The 15,505-nt window shown below is 64.4% G+C and carries 12 protein-coding genes; 9 read left to right on the top strand and 3 right to left on the bottom strand.

Annotation, left to right across the window (positions count from 1 at the left end):
- Positions 1-109 precede the first annotated feature (109 nt).
- The 3 genes from FJ423_RS02720 to FJ423_RS02710 all read left to right on the top strand — a co-directional run bounded on the left by FJ423_RS02720 (position 110) and on the right by FJ423_RS02710 (position 3,413).
- A complete protein-coding gene (locus tag FJ423_RS02720) occupies positions 110-1,486 on the top strand; it encodes an aspartate aminotransferase family protein (RefSeq protein WP_140839003.1) in 1,377 nt (458 codons plus the stop codon).
- Positions 1,487-1,627: 141 nt separating this feature from the next.
- Complete coding sequence (locus FJ423_RS02715; RefSeq protein WP_140839001.1) at positions 1,628-2,080, top strand: DUF2231 domain-containing protein; 453 nt, start codon at positions 1,628-1,630, stop codon at positions 2,078-2,080.
- A gap of 40 nt (positions 2,081-2,120) precedes the next feature.
- Positions 2,121-3,413, top strand: a complete 1,293-nt coding sequence (locus tag FJ423_RS02710; RefSeq protein WP_246680084.1) for a sorbosone dehydrogenase family protein — start codon at positions 2,121-2,123, stop codon at positions 3,411-3,413.
- A gap of 23 nt (positions 3,414-3,436) precedes the next feature.
- Here the strand turns inward: FJ423_RS02710 and FJ423_RS02705 are convergent, their stop codons facing one another.
- From FJ423_RS02705 to FJ423_RS02695, 3 genes are all read right to left on the bottom strand, one after another.
- Positions 3,437-4,642, bottom strand: a complete 1,206-nt coding sequence (locus FJ423_RS02705; protein ID WP_140838997.1) for an ROK family transcriptional regulator — start codon at positions 4,640-4,642, stop codon at positions 3,437-3,439.
- 139 nt (positions 4,643-4,781) lie between these two features.
- Positions 4,782-6,029 carry an FAD-dependent oxidoreductase gene (locus FJ423_RS02700; RefSeq protein ID WP_140838994.1) on the bottom strand — a complete coding sequence of 416 codons (1,248 nt, stop codon included), beginning with the start codon at positions 6,027-6,029 and terminating at the stop codon, positions 4,782-4,784.
- Between the two features lie 4 nt (positions 6,030-6,033).
- Positions 6,034-7,422: a PLP-dependent aminotransferase family protein gene (locus FJ423_RS02695; RefSeq protein ID WP_140838992.1), complete on the bottom strand. Its 1,389-nt coding sequence runs from the start codon at positions 7,420-7,422 to the stop codon at positions 6,034-6,036.
- Positions 7,423-7,706: 284 nt separating this feature from the next.
- Between FJ423_RS02695 and FJ423_RS02690 the strand changes: the two genes are divergently transcribed.
- From FJ423_RS02690 to FJ423_RS02665, 6 genes are all read left to right on the top strand, one after another.
- Positions 7,707-8,852 (top strand): ABC transporter ATP-binding protein, encoded by a 1,146-nt coding sequence (locus tag FJ423_RS02690; protein WP_140838990.1) that lies wholly within the window; start codon positions 7,707-7,709, stop codon positions 8,850-8,852.
- Positions 8,849-9,901: an ABC transporter substrate-binding protein gene (locus FJ423_RS02685; protein WP_140838988.1), complete on the top strand. Its 1,053-nt coding sequence runs from the start codon at positions 8,849-8,851 to the stop codon at positions 9,899-9,901. The genes FJ423_RS02690 and FJ423_RS02685 overlap by 4 nt, the downstream gene beginning before the upstream one ends.
- Positions 9,902-9,910: 9 nt before the next feature.
- Positions 9,911-11,191 (top strand): ABC transporter permease, encoded by a 1,281-nt coding sequence (locus FJ423_RS02680; RefSeq protein WP_140838986.1) that lies wholly within the window; start codon positions 9,911-9,913, stop codon positions 11,189-11,191.
- Positions 11,192-11,194: 3 nt separating this feature from the next.
- Positions 11,195-12,007, top strand: coding sequence for an ABC transporter permease (locus FJ423_RS02675; RefSeq protein ID WP_140838984.1), 813 nt, complete (start codon positions 11,195-11,197; stop codon positions 12,005-12,007).
- A 78-nt stretch (positions 12,008-12,085) separates the two neighbouring features.
- Positions 12,086-13,144, top strand: coding sequence for a glycosyltransferase family 4 protein (locus tag FJ423_RS02670; protein ID WP_140838982.1), 1,059 nt, complete (start codon positions 12,086-12,088; stop codon positions 13,142-13,144).
- 151 nt (positions 13,145-13,295) lie between these two features.
- The gene (locus FJ423_RS02665; RefSeq protein ID WP_095769803.1) at positions 13,296-15,458 is read left to right on the top strand and encodes an amylo-alpha-1,6-glucosidase; all 2,163 of its coding nucleotides are present in this window, start codon (positions 13,296-13,298) and stop codon (positions 15,456-15,458) included.
- The last annotated feature ends 47 nt before the right edge of the window (positions 15,459-15,505 follow it).

Genomic DNA, 15,505 nt, shown 5'->3' with positions numbered 1-15,505 from the left:
CCGGCGCGATGAGGCATCAACCGCCACAATGCAAGGCGGAATCTTCGGACTTTTCGATCAGAGGAGCGGTCCTATTCCGCTTTGACGCCTGCACACAGGAGCCATCACGATGGACGCCACACCGAATTCGCCTGAAGCCCGCGACATCCGCTATCACATGCATGGCTATACCAACGCCCGCAAGCATCAGGAAACCGGTCCGCTGATCATCGAAAAGGGCGACGGCATCTATGTCGAGGACATTGCCGGCAACCGCTACATCGAGGCGATGGCGGGCCTGTGGAGCGTCGCCGTCGGTTTCTCGGAAAAGCGGCTGGTCGAAGCGGCGACAAAACAGATGTCGAAGCTGCCCTTCTATCACGACTTCGGCTCCAAGGCGCATTCGCCGCTGATCGATCTCGCGGAGAAGCTGGTGCAGATGGCGCCGGTGCCGATGAACAAGGCCTATTTCACCAATTCCGGCTCCGAGGCCAACGACACCGCGATCAAGATGATCTGGTATCGATCGAACGCGCTTGGACAGCCGGCGCGCAAGAAGATCATCAGCCGCAAGCGCGGCTATCATGGCGTCACCATCGCGTCGGCAAGCCTGACCGGCCTGCCCAACAACCATCTCTCCTTCGACCTGCCGATCGCCAACATCCTGCACACGTCGACGCCGCACCACTGGCGCGAGGCGGAGCCTGACGAGAACGAGGAACAGTTTTCCGCGCGGCTCGCCGGCGATTTGGAAAAGCTCATCCTTGCCGAGGGTCCCGAAACGATCGCCGCCTTCATCGGCGAGCCGATCATGGGCGCCGGCGGCGTCGTCGTGCCGCCTGCCGGCTATTGGGAGAAGATCCAGGCGGTGCTGGCGAAATACGACATCCTGCTGGTGGCAGACGAGGTGATCTGTGGTTTCGGCCGCACCGGCGAGATGTTCGGCTCGCAGACCTTCGGCATCAAGCCCGACATCATGGTGCTGTCGAAGCAGATCTCGTCCTCCTACCTGCCGATCTCGGCGCTGCTGATCAACGATCGTGTGTTCGAGCCGATCGCCGACGAGAGCGACCGCATCGGCACGTTCGGCCACGGCTTCACCGGCGGCGGTCATCCGGTCGCAGCCGCCGTCGCGCTGGAGAACATCAAGCTGATCGAGGAGCGCGACCTGGTCGGCAATGCGCGCAAGGTCGGCGCGCATCTGCAGGCGCGACTCAGCCAACTCGCCTCGCATCCGCTGGTAGGCGAGGTGCGCGGCGTCGGTCTCATCGCCGCCGTCGAGCTCGTCGCCGACAAGGCAACCAAGGCTCCCTGGGGCAAGCCGGCAGCGCTCGGCGCGCTGGTCAATGGCTTGCTGCAGCGGAACGGCGTCATCTCGCGCAATATGGGCGACGCGATCGCCTTCTGTCCGCCGTTGATCATCACCGAGGCGCAGGTCGACGCCTTGGTCGATGCGTTTGAGCGCTCGCTCGACGAGGCGATACCGCAGGTCCACCCGCGGAGCTGACCAAGCCGCGAAGGCCTAGCCAGCGGTAGCCTGCGGGCTGACAATCGGACGTTCACCTTCCGGTGAGCGCGAGAATTCCGGCGGAACATTCGCCTTTTTGCGCTGTTACATCCAAGCTGCAGCGCGGAAAGGAGCTTCCGCATGGAAAATCCGCAATCCACGGCGAGCATTGCCGGCCATCCCATCCATCCCATGCTTGTCACCATCCCGATCGCCTGTTTCGTCGGGACCTTGCTCACCGATATTGCCTACTGGCGGACAGCGGAAATGACCTGGGCCAATTTCTCGGCCTGGCTGCTGACCGTGGGTGTCATTGTCGCCATCCTGGCCGCCATTGCAGGACTTACCGACTTTCTTGGGGACCGCAAGATACGCGCTCAGCCGATCGCATGGCTGCACATGGGAGGTAACCTCGTCGTGCTCGTGCTGTCCTTCTTCAACATGCTCGTCCACACGCGCGATGCCTGGACGTCCGTGGTGCCGACCGGGCTGATCTTGTCGGCGCTGGTGGTGATTATCTTGATCTTCACCGGCTGGCTCGGCTGGGCTCTGGTCTATCGCCATCATGTAGGAGTGGCCGATGAGGCGACTTGACAGCGCAATCAAATGGACGACCGCGGCGCTTTGCTGCGCAATGGCCCTGGGCGTTGCCGGCTGCAGCGATGACAACACCGACCCGAACGCACAGATCGGCCCGAATCCGAAACTGCCGGAGATAACGCAATACCTATTCCCGCCGATGCATCTTGCCTCGGTGGTCGGCTGGAAGAACGATGAAAAGCCGACGGTCGCGCAAGGCCTGCAGATCGAGGCGATGGCCAAGGGGCTTCAGCATCCGCGTTCGGTTTACATGCTGCCCAATGGCGACATCCTGGTGGTGGAGTCCAAGGCCCCGAAAGAAGCGTCGGTCAAGCGGCCGAAGGACATCGTCATGGGTCTGGTCGAAAGCTGGGTCACCTCTGGCGGCGACACCGGCCCGAGCAACCGCATCACGATCTTGCGCGACACCAATGGCGACGGCAAGCCGGATTACCAGGGCGTGTTTCTCGACCATCTCAACGCGCCCTTCGGCGTGGCGCTGGTCGGCAACGACTTCTATGTCGCCAACACCGATGCCATCATGCGCTATCCCTATCAGCCGGGCGACACGAAGATCACGGCGCCGGGCAAGGTGCTGACGGAACTGCCGGGCGGGCCGATCGATCACCACTGGACGAAGAGCCTGGTGGCGAGCCCAGACGGTTCGCTGCTCTATGTCGGCGTCGGCTCGAACTCCAACATCACCGAGAACGGCATCCAGGCCGAGAAGGACCGCGCTGCGATCTGGGAGGTCGACCGCGCCACCGGCCGCTCGCGCATTTTCGCCAGCGGGCTGCGCAATCCCAACGGCCTGACGTTCGAACCTGAAAGCAAGGCGCTTTGGACGGTTGTCAACGAGCGCGACGAGCTCGGGCCGAACCTGGTGCCGGATTACATGACCTCGGTGAAGGACGGCGCCTTCTATGGCTGGCCCTACAGCTACTATGGCCAGCATGTCGATCCGCGCGTGATGCCGCAGCGGCCGGACATGGTGGCGAAGGCCATCCCGCCGGACTACGCGCTGAGCTCGCATGTCGCGCCGCTCGGGCTTGCCTTCTATACCGCGAACAACCTGCCGCAATCCTATCGCGGCGGCGCCTTTGTCGGCGAGCATGGCAGCTGGAACCGCTCCCGCTTCAACGGCTACAAGGTCGTCTTCGTGCCGTTCAGCGGCGGGCATCCCAACGGCATGGCGCAGGATGTCGTCACCGGCTTCCTCAACGACAAGGGCGAGGCGAGGGGCCGCCCGGTCGGTGTTGCCGTTGATAAGTCCGGCGCGCTGCTGATCGCCGACGATGTCGGCAACACGGTGTGGCGGGTGACCGCTGCGGCACCCGGCTCCTCGTAGGAACCTGGCTCAACGCCGACGTATCAGCCCAACGGCTTCTGCAGCACGTCGAATTGCGGGTTGGTTTCCGAGAAGATCGGCAGGGCCGCGGCGCCGAGGACGGATGTGTCCTTTCCCGCGGCGCCGACCACGACGCGCGGCGTGGTACGGGCGCTGGTCGAGCTCACCGAGAGATGGAGCGGTTCCAGCCGGCCGGCCAGTGCCTCGATCACCGGCAGCGGCATGAAGCCGCCGAGCACGACGGTCTCGGGATCGAGCGCCATTTCAAGGACGTCGATCGCCTGCCGCAATGGCTCGACCGCCTCGGCGAGCCATGCTTCGAAGCGGCTGTCGCCGCTTGCCAAAAGCTCTTCCAGCAGGTCGGGTGAGGCATGGTCCGGATCCGGCAGGTCGAGCCTGTCATAGGCGGCGCGCAGCGAGACGTAGCGCTCCAGGCAGCCGCGCTTGCCGCAATCGCAGGGCAGGCCGCCCGGCCGCACGATGATGTGGCCGATCTCGCCGGCATTGTGGCGGCTGCCCTTGTAGAGATGGCCGTCGAGGAAGAGGCCGGCGCCGAGGCCTGTTCCGATGAAGAGATAGACGAAGCTGTCGAGCTTGCGGGCAACGCCATAAAGCCGCTCGCCTACTGCCGCCGCTGTGGCGTCGTTCTCGACGATCACGGCGATGCCGGTCAGGCGCTCCAGTTCTTCGGCTACCGGAAAGTCCTGCCAGCCTGGAAGGGCGGTCGGGCCGACCGAAGTCATGCCTTCGACGCCGAACGGCCCGGGCATCGCCATCCCTATGCCGAGCAGTCTGGTGCGGTCCAGCCGGCTGCTTGCGATCAGGTCGCTCGAGATCGCGGCTAGCAGCGGCATGGCCTGCGTGGGGGTTGGGCGGTCGACATCTCTCTCGATGCGCGCGCGCACGGTGCCGGAGAGATCGGTGACGACGCCGACGGCCAGCTGGTGGTCGAGCTGCAGGCCGATCGAATAACCGCCATCGGGGTTGATCGAGTAGGGGACGGCGGGTTGGCCGCGCGCGCCTTTCAGCGTTGCTTCAGGTTGCAGCAGCCCGGCCGCTTCCAATTCCTCGACGATGTTGGAAATGGTCTGCGACGACAGCGCCGTCAGCCTCGCGATCGCCGCCCGCGACAGCGCGCCGTTGATGCGGATCGCTTCGATCACCACACGCCGGTTGTGCGATTTCGCCTGCTCGAGATTGGTGCCGGAGATGGCTTTCTTGGGGATCATGAGATAGTTACCAGCCGCGGCAACCCTAGAATGGCACTTTGGAAAATCAAGTTGATTTGATTATAGGCCGGCCGAAAGCTTAGGCCGCTCCACAGGCTCGCATTTCGACATATCGGAATCGATTGCCAGGCTCGCCCGTTCAGCCGAAACGCGCCGCGGAAAAATCGGCGGCCGAAGGCAGGGATCGGCCGGCGATTAAGCTGGCGACCCAGCGTGCTGTCACCGGGGCCAGCGTCAGCCCCAGATGGCCATGGCCGAAGGCATAGATCACATCAGGCGATTTCGTCGAGGGTCCGATCACCGGGCGAGAGTCCGGCAGCGACGGCCTGAAGCCCAGCCATTGCGACGAAGGCTTGCCGATGTCGGGGAAAAACTGCCGCACGCCGCGACCGAGCAGCGCCAGCCGGCGCGGATTGGGCGGCGCATTGAGCCCGCCGAGCTCGACAGTGCCGGCAACCCGGAGCCTGCCGTCCATCGGCGTCATATAGAAGCCGAGATCGACCGGGCAGACCGGGCGGTTGAGCAAAGGTGCCGTGGTCGGAAACTCCAGATGGTAGCCGCGCTCGGTGTCCAGTGGGATGCGGTCGCCGGCCTGCGCCGCGAGCGGGCCGGATCGCGCGCCAGCCGCAATCACCACTTTTTGCGCCGCGATGACAAGCCCTGGGCCGCTCAGCCGCACGCCGCCGGCACCCGCTGCGAGGCGGGTCACGCTCGCGCGCATGAATTGAGCGCTCTTGGCGGCAGCGGCTGCCGCCAGCCGCGCCATCACCGTCCTGGGATCGCTGACATTGATCGAATCCGGGAAGTAGAGGCCTTTGGCCTCGAACGCCGCGAGCCGCGGCTCCAGCGCGGCCACCTCATCGGCGGTCAGAACCTGCTGATGGACGCCGAGTTCGGCCCGCAAGGCCCGTCCGCCCTCGGAGGCGGCAAAATCGCTGTCGCGGCGGTAGACATAGAGGCAGCCGTTTCGGCGCATCAGATCCTGAAGCCCGGCCTCCTGCACCATTTCGCCCCAGGCCGGCAGGGCTTCTGCGAGCAGGCCGGCTAGCGCCAGCGCATTGGCTCGGGTTGCCGCCGGCAGCGATTGGCGAACAAAGCGAACCAGCCATGGCGCGAGCTGGAAAAGTGCTGCCCAGCGCAGCGAGAACGGGCTGTCGGGATCGAGCAGCAGTTTCGGCAGCGCGCGCAGCACACCAGGATTACCGACCGGCATGCAGGCATATTCGGCGATCGTGCCGGCATTGCCGAACGAAGCGCCCGAGCCGGGCTCGTTCGGGTCGATGACCAGGACCTCGCGTCCTTCGCCGGCAAGGCGCAAGGCCGTAGCCAGCCCGACGATGCCGGCGCCGATGATGGCGATCTCGACTGATTTCGGCGCGGAGGTCATGGCCTCAGACGAAGCCCGGCAATTGCAGATGGCCAGCGGCGAGCAGCTCGGCCATGATGGTCAGCGCCGAACGCAGGTCCTCCTGCGATCGCGCCGCGCCGACATTGATGCGCACGCCGTGCTGCACCGGCTCGCGCCCGACGGCGAAAGCGTCGCCCGGCAGCACGGCGACGCCGCGCTCCAGGCAGGTGCGGGCAAAGCCGGCGCCACGCCAGGGCTCGGGCAGGCGCAGCCAGGCATGCGTCGAGATCGGGTTGCTTTGAATGTCGAAACGGCCGAGGATTTCGCTCAAGATCGCCTGGCGCTGGCGCAACTCCTGCTTCTGGATGTCGATGATGCGGGCGGCAGCCCCTTCCTCGATCAGCCTGGCGCCGATCATCGCCGTGAGCGGGCTGATGCTCCAGCAATTGATGCGGAGCGCCGCGGCGACCTGGCCGGCGATCGGGCGCGGGGCGATGACGAAGCCGAGGCGCAGGCCGGGCGCTAGGCATTTCGACAATGCGCCGAGATGGATCGTCAGCTCTGGCTCGAGGCTGGCGAAGGAGGGCGGCGGATCGTCGGCCAATGGACGGTAGACGTCGTCCTCGATGATCAGCACGTTGTGACGGCGTGCGACGGCCGCCAATTCATGCCGCCGCTCCTCGCTCAGCGTGATCGTCGTCGGATTGTGCAGTGTCGGCACCAGAAAAACGGCACGGGGGCGGAGCTGAACGCAAGCTGCCTCGAAGGCATCCGGACGCATGCCGCCGCGATCCATCGCGACGCCACGCAGATCGAGACCATGGACGCGACACAGCGCGTTGATGCCCTGATAGGTCACCTCGTCGGCAAGTATCACTTCGCCATCCCTGGTGACGGCGCCGAGCACGCAGTCGAGGCCGTGTTGGGCGCCGGCTGCGAGCACGACGCGGCCGGGATCGCCATCGCCGGCGACCGATTTCAGCCAATCGGCGACCGCGGCACGGCCCCAAAGCGGCCCCTCTGGCGGATGATAATCCTGCAGCGAGGCGTAGTGACGATCCTTGGAAAGGCGCGGCATCAGCGCCGCGACGGCGTCGAGATAGGCTGACGTGGGCGGCCTGTTGACGGAAAGATCGACGATACCGCTCTGGTCGCTCGGCGCCGACACGAATCCCGGACGCTCGACAATGTCGCGGGCGGCGACCGTGGTGCCGCGCCCGGGCCGCGCCTCGAGCAAGCCTTGCTCCTGCAAGGTGGACAGTGCCCGCGTCACGGTCGTGACATTGATGCCCAATGCACGGGCGATCTCGCGTTGCGTCGGCAGCCGGTCGCCGACGGCAAGCGTGCCGTCGGCAATGCGTTCGGCGATCGCGTCGGCAAGACGGCGATAGACCGGACTTTCATCCTCGGTGAGGCGAAGATTTTCGAGCATGAGGGATTCGAACTGTGGCTGACGTCTCACTTGTCGGGCATCTAGCATAAGACAACGATCCATACAATAGAGATTGTACGGCACTCAATCCGATCAAAATTATCACACAACGTCGCATTTTTGCGCTTGACGGTGAAAGTTGTACGCATCTATGGTCACTTTCAGCCTTATTGTGTGACCATACAAGCCGGACGCTTCCTGTTCAGCGGGCCGGTTCCGGGAGGACGAGGCATGGATCGCAAGCAGCAGACCGAATCGCCTCGCGGCAGCCGGGAAGGCGCGCGATGAGCGCCGGCCAGACCGTCGTGTCGGCAAGCGCCAACCAAGGCTTTGTCGAATTCGCCGACGTCGAGAAGTCCTATGACGGACGCAGCTTCGCGGTGACGCGGATGAACCTTGCCGTCGCGCGCGGCGAGTTCCTGACGCTGCTCGGCCCATCCGGCTCCGGCAAGACCACCACGCTCAATATGCTCGCCGGCTTCGAGCGACCGACGCATGGCACGATCACGCTAGAGGGCCAGCCGGTCGATCGGCTGCCGCCTTACCAGCGCAATATCGGCATGGTGTTTCAGAACTATGCGCTGTTCCCGCATATGACGGTAGAGGAGAATGTCGGCTTTCCGCTTTCCGTCCGCCAGGTGAGCAAGGCTGACATCGCGGCCCGTGTGGGTCGCGCGCTCGACATGGTGCGGCTGAAGCAATTCGGCGACCGCCGCCCGACGCAGCTTTCCGGCGGCCAGCAGCAGCGCGTGGCGCTGGCTCGCGCGCTGGTCTTTCAGCCGAACCTGGTGCTGATGGACGAGCCGCTCGGCGCGCTCGACAAGAAATTGCGCGAGCATATGCAGCTCGAAATCAAGCAGATCCACACCATGCTCGGCGTCACCATCGTCTATGTCACGCACGACCAGAGCGAGGCGCTGACGATGTCGGACCGCGTCGCGGTGTTCAACAATGGCGGCATCGCCCAATTGGGCTCGCCAGACGATCTCTACAACACCCCGCAAAGCTCATTCGTGGCGAGCTTCATCGGCGAGAACAACACGCTGGAAGGCGTGGTCGAACGCGTCTCGGGTGGAGAGTGCCGCGTCAGGCTGAATGGCGGCGGCGAGATCACCGCGCTGGCGGTCGGGGTGACGCAAGGCGCCGCCTGCCACGTCGCCGTCCGGCCCGAGCGGCTCAGCCTGTCGGCTGCCGCCAGTGGCGGCAACGCGCTGGCGGCGACCGTCGATGGGCGCATCTATCTCGGCGATCACCTGCGCCTGCTGGCGAGGCTCGCCAACGACCAGGTGCTGACCGTCAAGGTCGGCCCCGAAGCGACGATGGCGAACGGCGAGACCGTGACGGTCTCCTGCGCGCCCAACGATTGCCGCGCCTTCCCGGCCGATGCCGGAACGGGCGGCGCCATTCCAAAACAGGGGAAAATGCAATGACACAGTTGAGAACACGCCTATTCGCGCTCGCGGCCGCCACAGCCTGCATGGCTATGACCGGCGCCGCCTTCGCAGACGAATTGTCGATCATGGCGAGCGGCGGCGCCTGGCAGGACGCGCAGCGCAAGGCCTGGTTCGAGCCGTTCAGCAAGGAGACCGGCGCGAAAATCCTGGAGCAGGAGTATCTCGGCGATCTCGGCAAGGTCAAAGCGATGGTTGAGACCGGCAATGTGCCGATCGACTTGGTGACGGTCGAGACCGCGACGGTGCTGCAGGGTTGCGACGCCGGCATCCTCGAGCGGCTCGACTATTCCAAGATCGGGCCGCGCGACAAATTCATCGAAGGCTCGGCGCTGGATTGTGGAGTCGGTCTCGATGCTTACGGCGATATCCTTGCTTATGACCCCACCGTGCTGAAGGAAGCTCCGACCTCGGTCCTCGACCTCTTCGACACGACGAAATTCCCGGGAAAGCGCGCCATGCGCAAGTTCCCGGCGCAGAACCTCGAATGGGCGCTGATGGCGGACGGCGTCGCACCCGCCGAGGTCTATAAGGTGCTGGCCACGCCGGAAGGCGTTGACCGTGCGTTCAAGAAGCTCGACACAATCAAGAAGGATATCGTCTGGTGGGACGCCGGCGCGCAGCCGGCACAGCTTCTCGCTTCCAAGGAAGTGGTGATGACCACCGCCTGGAACGGCCGCATCCAGAACGCGATCGACACCGACAAGAAGCCGTTCAAGATCGTCTGGAACAACCAGATCCTCGAATACGACATGATCAGCATTCCGAAGGGCGCGCGCAATCCGGAGCTTGCCTACAAATATCTCGCGTATATCAGCAAGCCCGAGAACAACGCCAAGCTCGCAAGCTACATCACCTATGGGCCGGTGCGCACCGACGCGGCTTCCTTCGTCGCACCCGACGCGCTGCCGAAGCTACCCAATGCTCCCGATCATCTCGCCGGCGCCTATCTCGTCGCCGACACCGAGTTCTGGGGCGACTATGGCGAGGACCTTGTCAAGCGCTTCAACGCCTGGCTTGCTCAGTAGGAAGGCGGGATGTCGGCGTTCCAGCCCAGCGAAATCGACCGGCCGACGCTGGCCCGCGACCGGTCAGCCGCCGACGCGGATCTGAAATCCGTGTCGGCAGCGCTCCGCCGCGCCGAACTCGGCGACCGGATGCGCTCGTTGCTTCTGGCAGCGCCGCTGCTCGTCCTTCTGGCCTTAAGTTTCGGTATTCCGATCGTGCTGCTTTTGTCGCGCGCGGTCTATGACCCGACCATCGCGGACGCACTGCCCAAGACGACCGCGGCCCTGGCCGGCTGGAACGGCCAGGGCCTTCCCGGCGACGACGCCTTCGCCGCGTTGGCGGCGGACCTCAAGGAAAACCAGGCCAAGGGCACGGCCTATGAACTGGCCAAGAGCCTGAACGCGCGGCTGCCTGGGGCCCGCAGCCAGGTGTTGAAGACGGTGCGCAAGCTCGAAAGCGCCGATGGCCAGGCCGCGCTCGACGCCATGAAATCGGTGCCGTTCTGGTCGGCGCCATCGACCTGGCCGGCGATCCGGAGCGGCACAAGCAGCCTCACCTCGTTCTACCTGCTCAGCGCGCTCGACCTGCGCTGGAACGCCGATGGCGGCATCGAGCGGGAGCCACCCGAGCAGGCGATCTTCATCCAGGTGTTCCTGCGCACCTTCTTCGTCGCGGCGTCGGTGACGTTAGCAACGTTGATCCTCGGCTTTCCGCTCGCCTATCTCATCGCCAACGTGCCGAAGGGGCTAGCCGCCATCCTGATCGTCGCGGTGCTGTTGCCGTTCTGGACATCGATCCTGGTGCGTACCGCGGCCTGGACGGTGCTTTTGCAGAAGTTCGGCCTGGTTAATGATTTCCTGCTCCTGATCGGCGTCACCAGCGACCGGCTAGACCTGATGTACAGCCGCGTCGGCCTGATCATCGCCATGACGCATATCCAGCTGCCGTTCACGTTGCTGCCGATCTACAGCGTCATGCGCACCATTCCGGCCTCGCAGATGAAGGCCGCCTACTCGCTAGGCGCCAGGCCTTTCACCGCCTTCCGTCGCGTCTATATCCCACAGGTGTTCCCTGGCGTAATGGCCGGTTGCATGCTCACCTTCATCCTGTGCCTGGGCTACTACATCACGCCGGCGCTGATAGGCGGGGCAAGCGACCAGTTGATCAGCAATTTCATTGCCAACTACGTCAATGTCGAACTGAACTGGGAGATGGCGGCGGCGCTGTCCCTCATCCTGCTCGTCTTCACCTTGGCGCTGTTCGGCATTTTTGCCCGCGTCCTCGGCCTCGACCGCCTGAAGCTGGTGTAGCCCATGCTGCTCTCTCCCTATCCCACAACAGGCGAACGCATCCGCATCACGCTGCTGTGGATTTGGTGCGGGCTGGTCATCCTGTTCCTGTTGGTGCCGATCCTCATCCCGGTGCCGCTCTCCTTCAACAGCGGCGCCTTCTTCATCTTCCCGCTGGAGGGCATCTCGACGCGTTGGTACGAGGTCGTGCTCGGCACCCAGCGCTGGCAGTCGGCGATCGGCAATAGCCTGATCATCGCCCTCGGGACGACGGTGATCGCGACGACGCTCGGGACACTAACGGCGATCGCGCTTTCCGACGAGAAGTTTCCGGGTCGGCGCATTATCATGCCGCTGCTTCTTTCGCCGCTGATCGTGCCAGTGGTGATCACAGCCGTCGGTTCCTATCTATTCTACGCCCGCGTTGGGCTCGCCAGCACTTATGCCGGCATCATCCTGGCGCATACCGCCTTGGCCAGCCCCTTCGTGGTGGTGACGGTAGGCGCTAGCCTGACCGGCTTCGACCGCAACCTGATGCGAGCCGCGGCGATCTCCGGCGCCAAACCCCTGACGTCGTTCTTCCGCGTCATGCTGCCGCTGATCCTGCCCGGCGTGCTTTCGGGCGCGGCCTTCGCCTTCGTCACCTCCTTCGACGAAGTGGTCGTCGTGCAGTTCCTGGCCAGCGCCAGCCAGCGCACCATGCCGCTCGAGATGTTCATCGGCCTGCGCGAAAAACTCTCGCCCGCCATCACTGCCGCGGCGACCCTAATGATGGCGCTATCCATCCTGCTTTTGCTGGTGGCGAACATTTTGGCACGGCGCAGCCGTAAGTCCTGAGGCTAACCCGCAACCAATTGGGCAGGAACGATCTCGCGGCTGACGCATTTTGCCTCGCGTCAACAACTGAGGGACCAGATGCGCATAGCCCATGTCGCGCCGCTTTATGAAGCCGTGCCGCCGAAACTTTACGGCGGCACGGAACGGATCGTCTTCTACATCACCCAAGCACTCGTCGAGCTCGGGCATGACGTCACGCTGTTCGCGAGCGGTGACAGCGAGACATCGGCGCGACTGGTGCCAGGCCGCGACCAGGCGATACGCCTCGATCCGCGGCCGAAGAAATCGGAAATCGCCGCTCATCTGGCGATGCTCGCCGATGTGCGCGAACGCGCCGGCGAATTCGACGTCATTCATTTCCATCTCAGCCATTTCCTGCATTTTCCGTTCTTCGAGCAGATCGCGGGTCGCACGGTGACGACGCCGCATGGCAGGCTCGACTATGTCGACCTGGCGCCTGCCTACAAACGTTTCCCGCGTTTCCCCATGATCTCGATCTCGCACAGCCAGAAGCGCGGTTTGCCGGATGCGAACTGGCTGGCCACGATCCATCACGGACTGCCGCTCGATGCCTACCGGCCGACCTATGAACCACATGGGGAAGAGCCGTATCTCGCTTTCCTCGGCCGCCTGTCGCGCGACAAGCGGCCGGACCGCGCCATCGAGATCGCGCGCCGGTCCGGGTTGAAGCTGAAGCTGGCGGCCAAGATCGGCGACGACGACCGCGCCTATTTCCGCGATAATATCGAGGCGCTCATCGATGGCGACCGTATCGACTATGTCGGCGAGATCACGGAAGACGAGAAGGCCGAATTCCTGGGCAACGCGGCAGGCCTGCTGTTCCCGATCGACTGGCCGGAACCGTTCGGCCTCGTCGCGATCGAGGCCATGGCTTGCGGCACACCGGTGATCGCCTGGGACAACGGCGCCCTGCCGGAGATCGTCGACAATGGCGTCACCGGCTTCGTCGTGGACAATGCCGACGATGCGGTCGCATCGATGCCCGCGCTTCTCGAACTCGACCGGCGACAGGTGAGGGCGGTCTTCGAGAAAAGGTTCTCGGCGACAAGAATGGCGCGCGACTACCTTTCTGCCTATATGCGTCTGACCGGCATGCCGGAGGCCAGGGCCTCCTGACCGACTGCCTAGAGCCGGATGATTTCAGGTCTGTTCGACCTGAAATCTGAATCCGGCTCCAAATCAAAGAGATAGAGCATGATGTCGTCCGAAAACCGCCTCACACTTTTCGGCATCATGCTCTAGGGTGGGGCAACCGAAGAGGTGACGAATGACGGAGCTCGACGAGCGCAAGCTCGATCCTGCCGTGGCTCTTTCCTCGCTCGACGAGACGGCGCCGCGAGAACCGCACCGGCTTTTTGCCCTCAAGCAGGGCGACTGCTTCGCCGTCGCCGACGCCTATGGCGACATCAGGGGTTCGGGCGACGGGTTTTTCCGCGACGACACGCGCGTGCTGTCCGAATTCCGGCTGACCATCGGCGGCAGGCCGATGTCGCTGCTCGGTGCATCGCTCAGCCAGGACAATGTGCTGTTCACGTCCAACCTGACCAACCTGCCTATTCAAAGCGCTGCCGGCCGCGATATGCCGCAGGGCGCGATCCATATCGAGCGCGTCAGGCTGATCTGGCAGGACAGGCTGTTCGAGCGCATCACGCTTTCCAACTACAGCCGCGAGCATTCCACCATAACCGCGTCGCTGCATTTCGCCGCCGACTTTCGCGACATGTTCGAGGTGCGCGGCTCGACCCGGGTGAAGCGGGGCACCACGCATATCGCCAAGACCGACAAGACCACGGTCCTGCTCGGCTATGACGGCCTGGACGGCTTGCCGCGACTTTCGGCAATCTCCTTTTCGCAGGCGCCAGACCAGTTGAGCGACAATCGCGCCGATTTCCTCATCGCCGTAACCAAGCGCAGCCGAAAGGTGCTTTATGTCGAGGTCGGCCCCGCGATCGCCGACCCGCCCGATCGCGACCGCTTCCGCGCCGCGGCGGCGCGCGCGCGGTTCGGCATGCGCGCCAAGCGCAGGCACGGCGCCACGGTGCACAGCTCGGGGCGCGTGTTCAACGATTGGGTCGAGCGCGCCCGCGCCGACGTGGCGCTGCTTACCACCGAGCTTCCGACCGGCCCCTATCCCTATGCCGGCATCCCGTGGTTTTCGACCGCGTTCGGGCGCGACGGCGTGATCTCAAGCCTGCAGATGCTTTGGCTCAATCCCGGCCTGGCGCGCGGGGTGCTTGCTTTTCTGGCCGAGCACCAGGCGACCGAAACGTCGCCCTTTTCGGATTCGCAGCCCGGCAAGATCATGCATGAGACGCGCAAGGGCGAGATGGCGGCGCTGCGCGAGCTTCCTTTCGGCCGCTATTACGGAGGCGTCGACACCACGCCGCTCTATATCCATCTGGCTTCCGCCTATGCCGACCGCACCGGCGACATGGCCTTCATCGACAAGCTTTGGCCTTCGCTGAAAGCCGCTGCCGACTGGACAGAGGAGGCGAGCCGCGCCACCGGTTTCGTCACCTACCAGCGCGCCGCCGAGTCAGGCCTCGCCAACCAGGGGTGGAAGGACAGCTTCGATTCGGTCTTCCACGCCGATGGGCGCATCCCAAAGGGGCCGATCGCGCTGGTCGAGGTGCAGGGCTATGTCTTTGCCGCCTTCCGCGGCATGGCGGCGCTCGCACGCCGCCGCGGCGAATTCGCCGACGCCGAGCACTGGGAGGGCCGCGCCGAGGAAATGCGGATCGCCGTGGAACGCGATTTCTGGCTGGACGACCTGAATTTCTACGCCTTGGCCATCGATGGCGAGGGCCAGCCCTGCAAGGTTCGAACGACAAATGCCGGGCACCTGCTTTTTGTCGGGCTGCCGCAGCCCGACCGCGCCAAGCTGGTCGCCGAGCAACTGCTGTCGGCCGCCTTCCATTCCGGCTGGGGGCTGCGGACGCTCGCCGACGATGCGGTTTTCTTCAACCCGATGTCCTACCACAACGGCTCGATTTGGCCGCACGACACTGCGCTTTGCGGCGTGGGCCTCGCTCGCTACGGCGAACGCGACAGCGTTGTGCGGCTGATGAGCGGCACTTTCGAATCGGCCGTTCATTTCAATATGCGGCTGCCCGAATTGTTCTGCGGTTTCGCCCGGGCGCCGGGCGAAGCGCCGATCGCCTATCCGGTGGCCTGCCTGCCGCAAGCCTGGTCGGCAGGCTCAACCTTCATGCTGATGCAGGCCTGTCTGGGCCTGGAAATCGATGGCTGGAAAGGCGAATTGCATGTCACGCGCCCGAGGCTGCCGATCGGTATCGACACCCTGATGCTCCGGCATCTGAGTGTCGGGGACAAGGTCGTCGATGTGACCTTCCAGCGGGTCGGCGACCGTGTCGCCGCCTTCCTTTCCGATCGTCATGAAGGCCAGGTGCCGCTTATCGTGCGGACTTAGAAGAAGGCGTCGCAAGCCCGCGTTCAACAACCGAAAAATGTCGGAAC

This window comes from Mesorhizobium sp. B2-8-9, assembly GCF_006439475.1.
GTDB lineage: Bacteria > Pseudomonadota > Alphaproteobacteria > Rhizobiales > Rhizobiaceae > Mesorhizobium.
The sequence above is the reverse complement of the archived record's forward strand: the minus strand, read 5'-3'. Positions and strand labels throughout refer to the sequence as shown.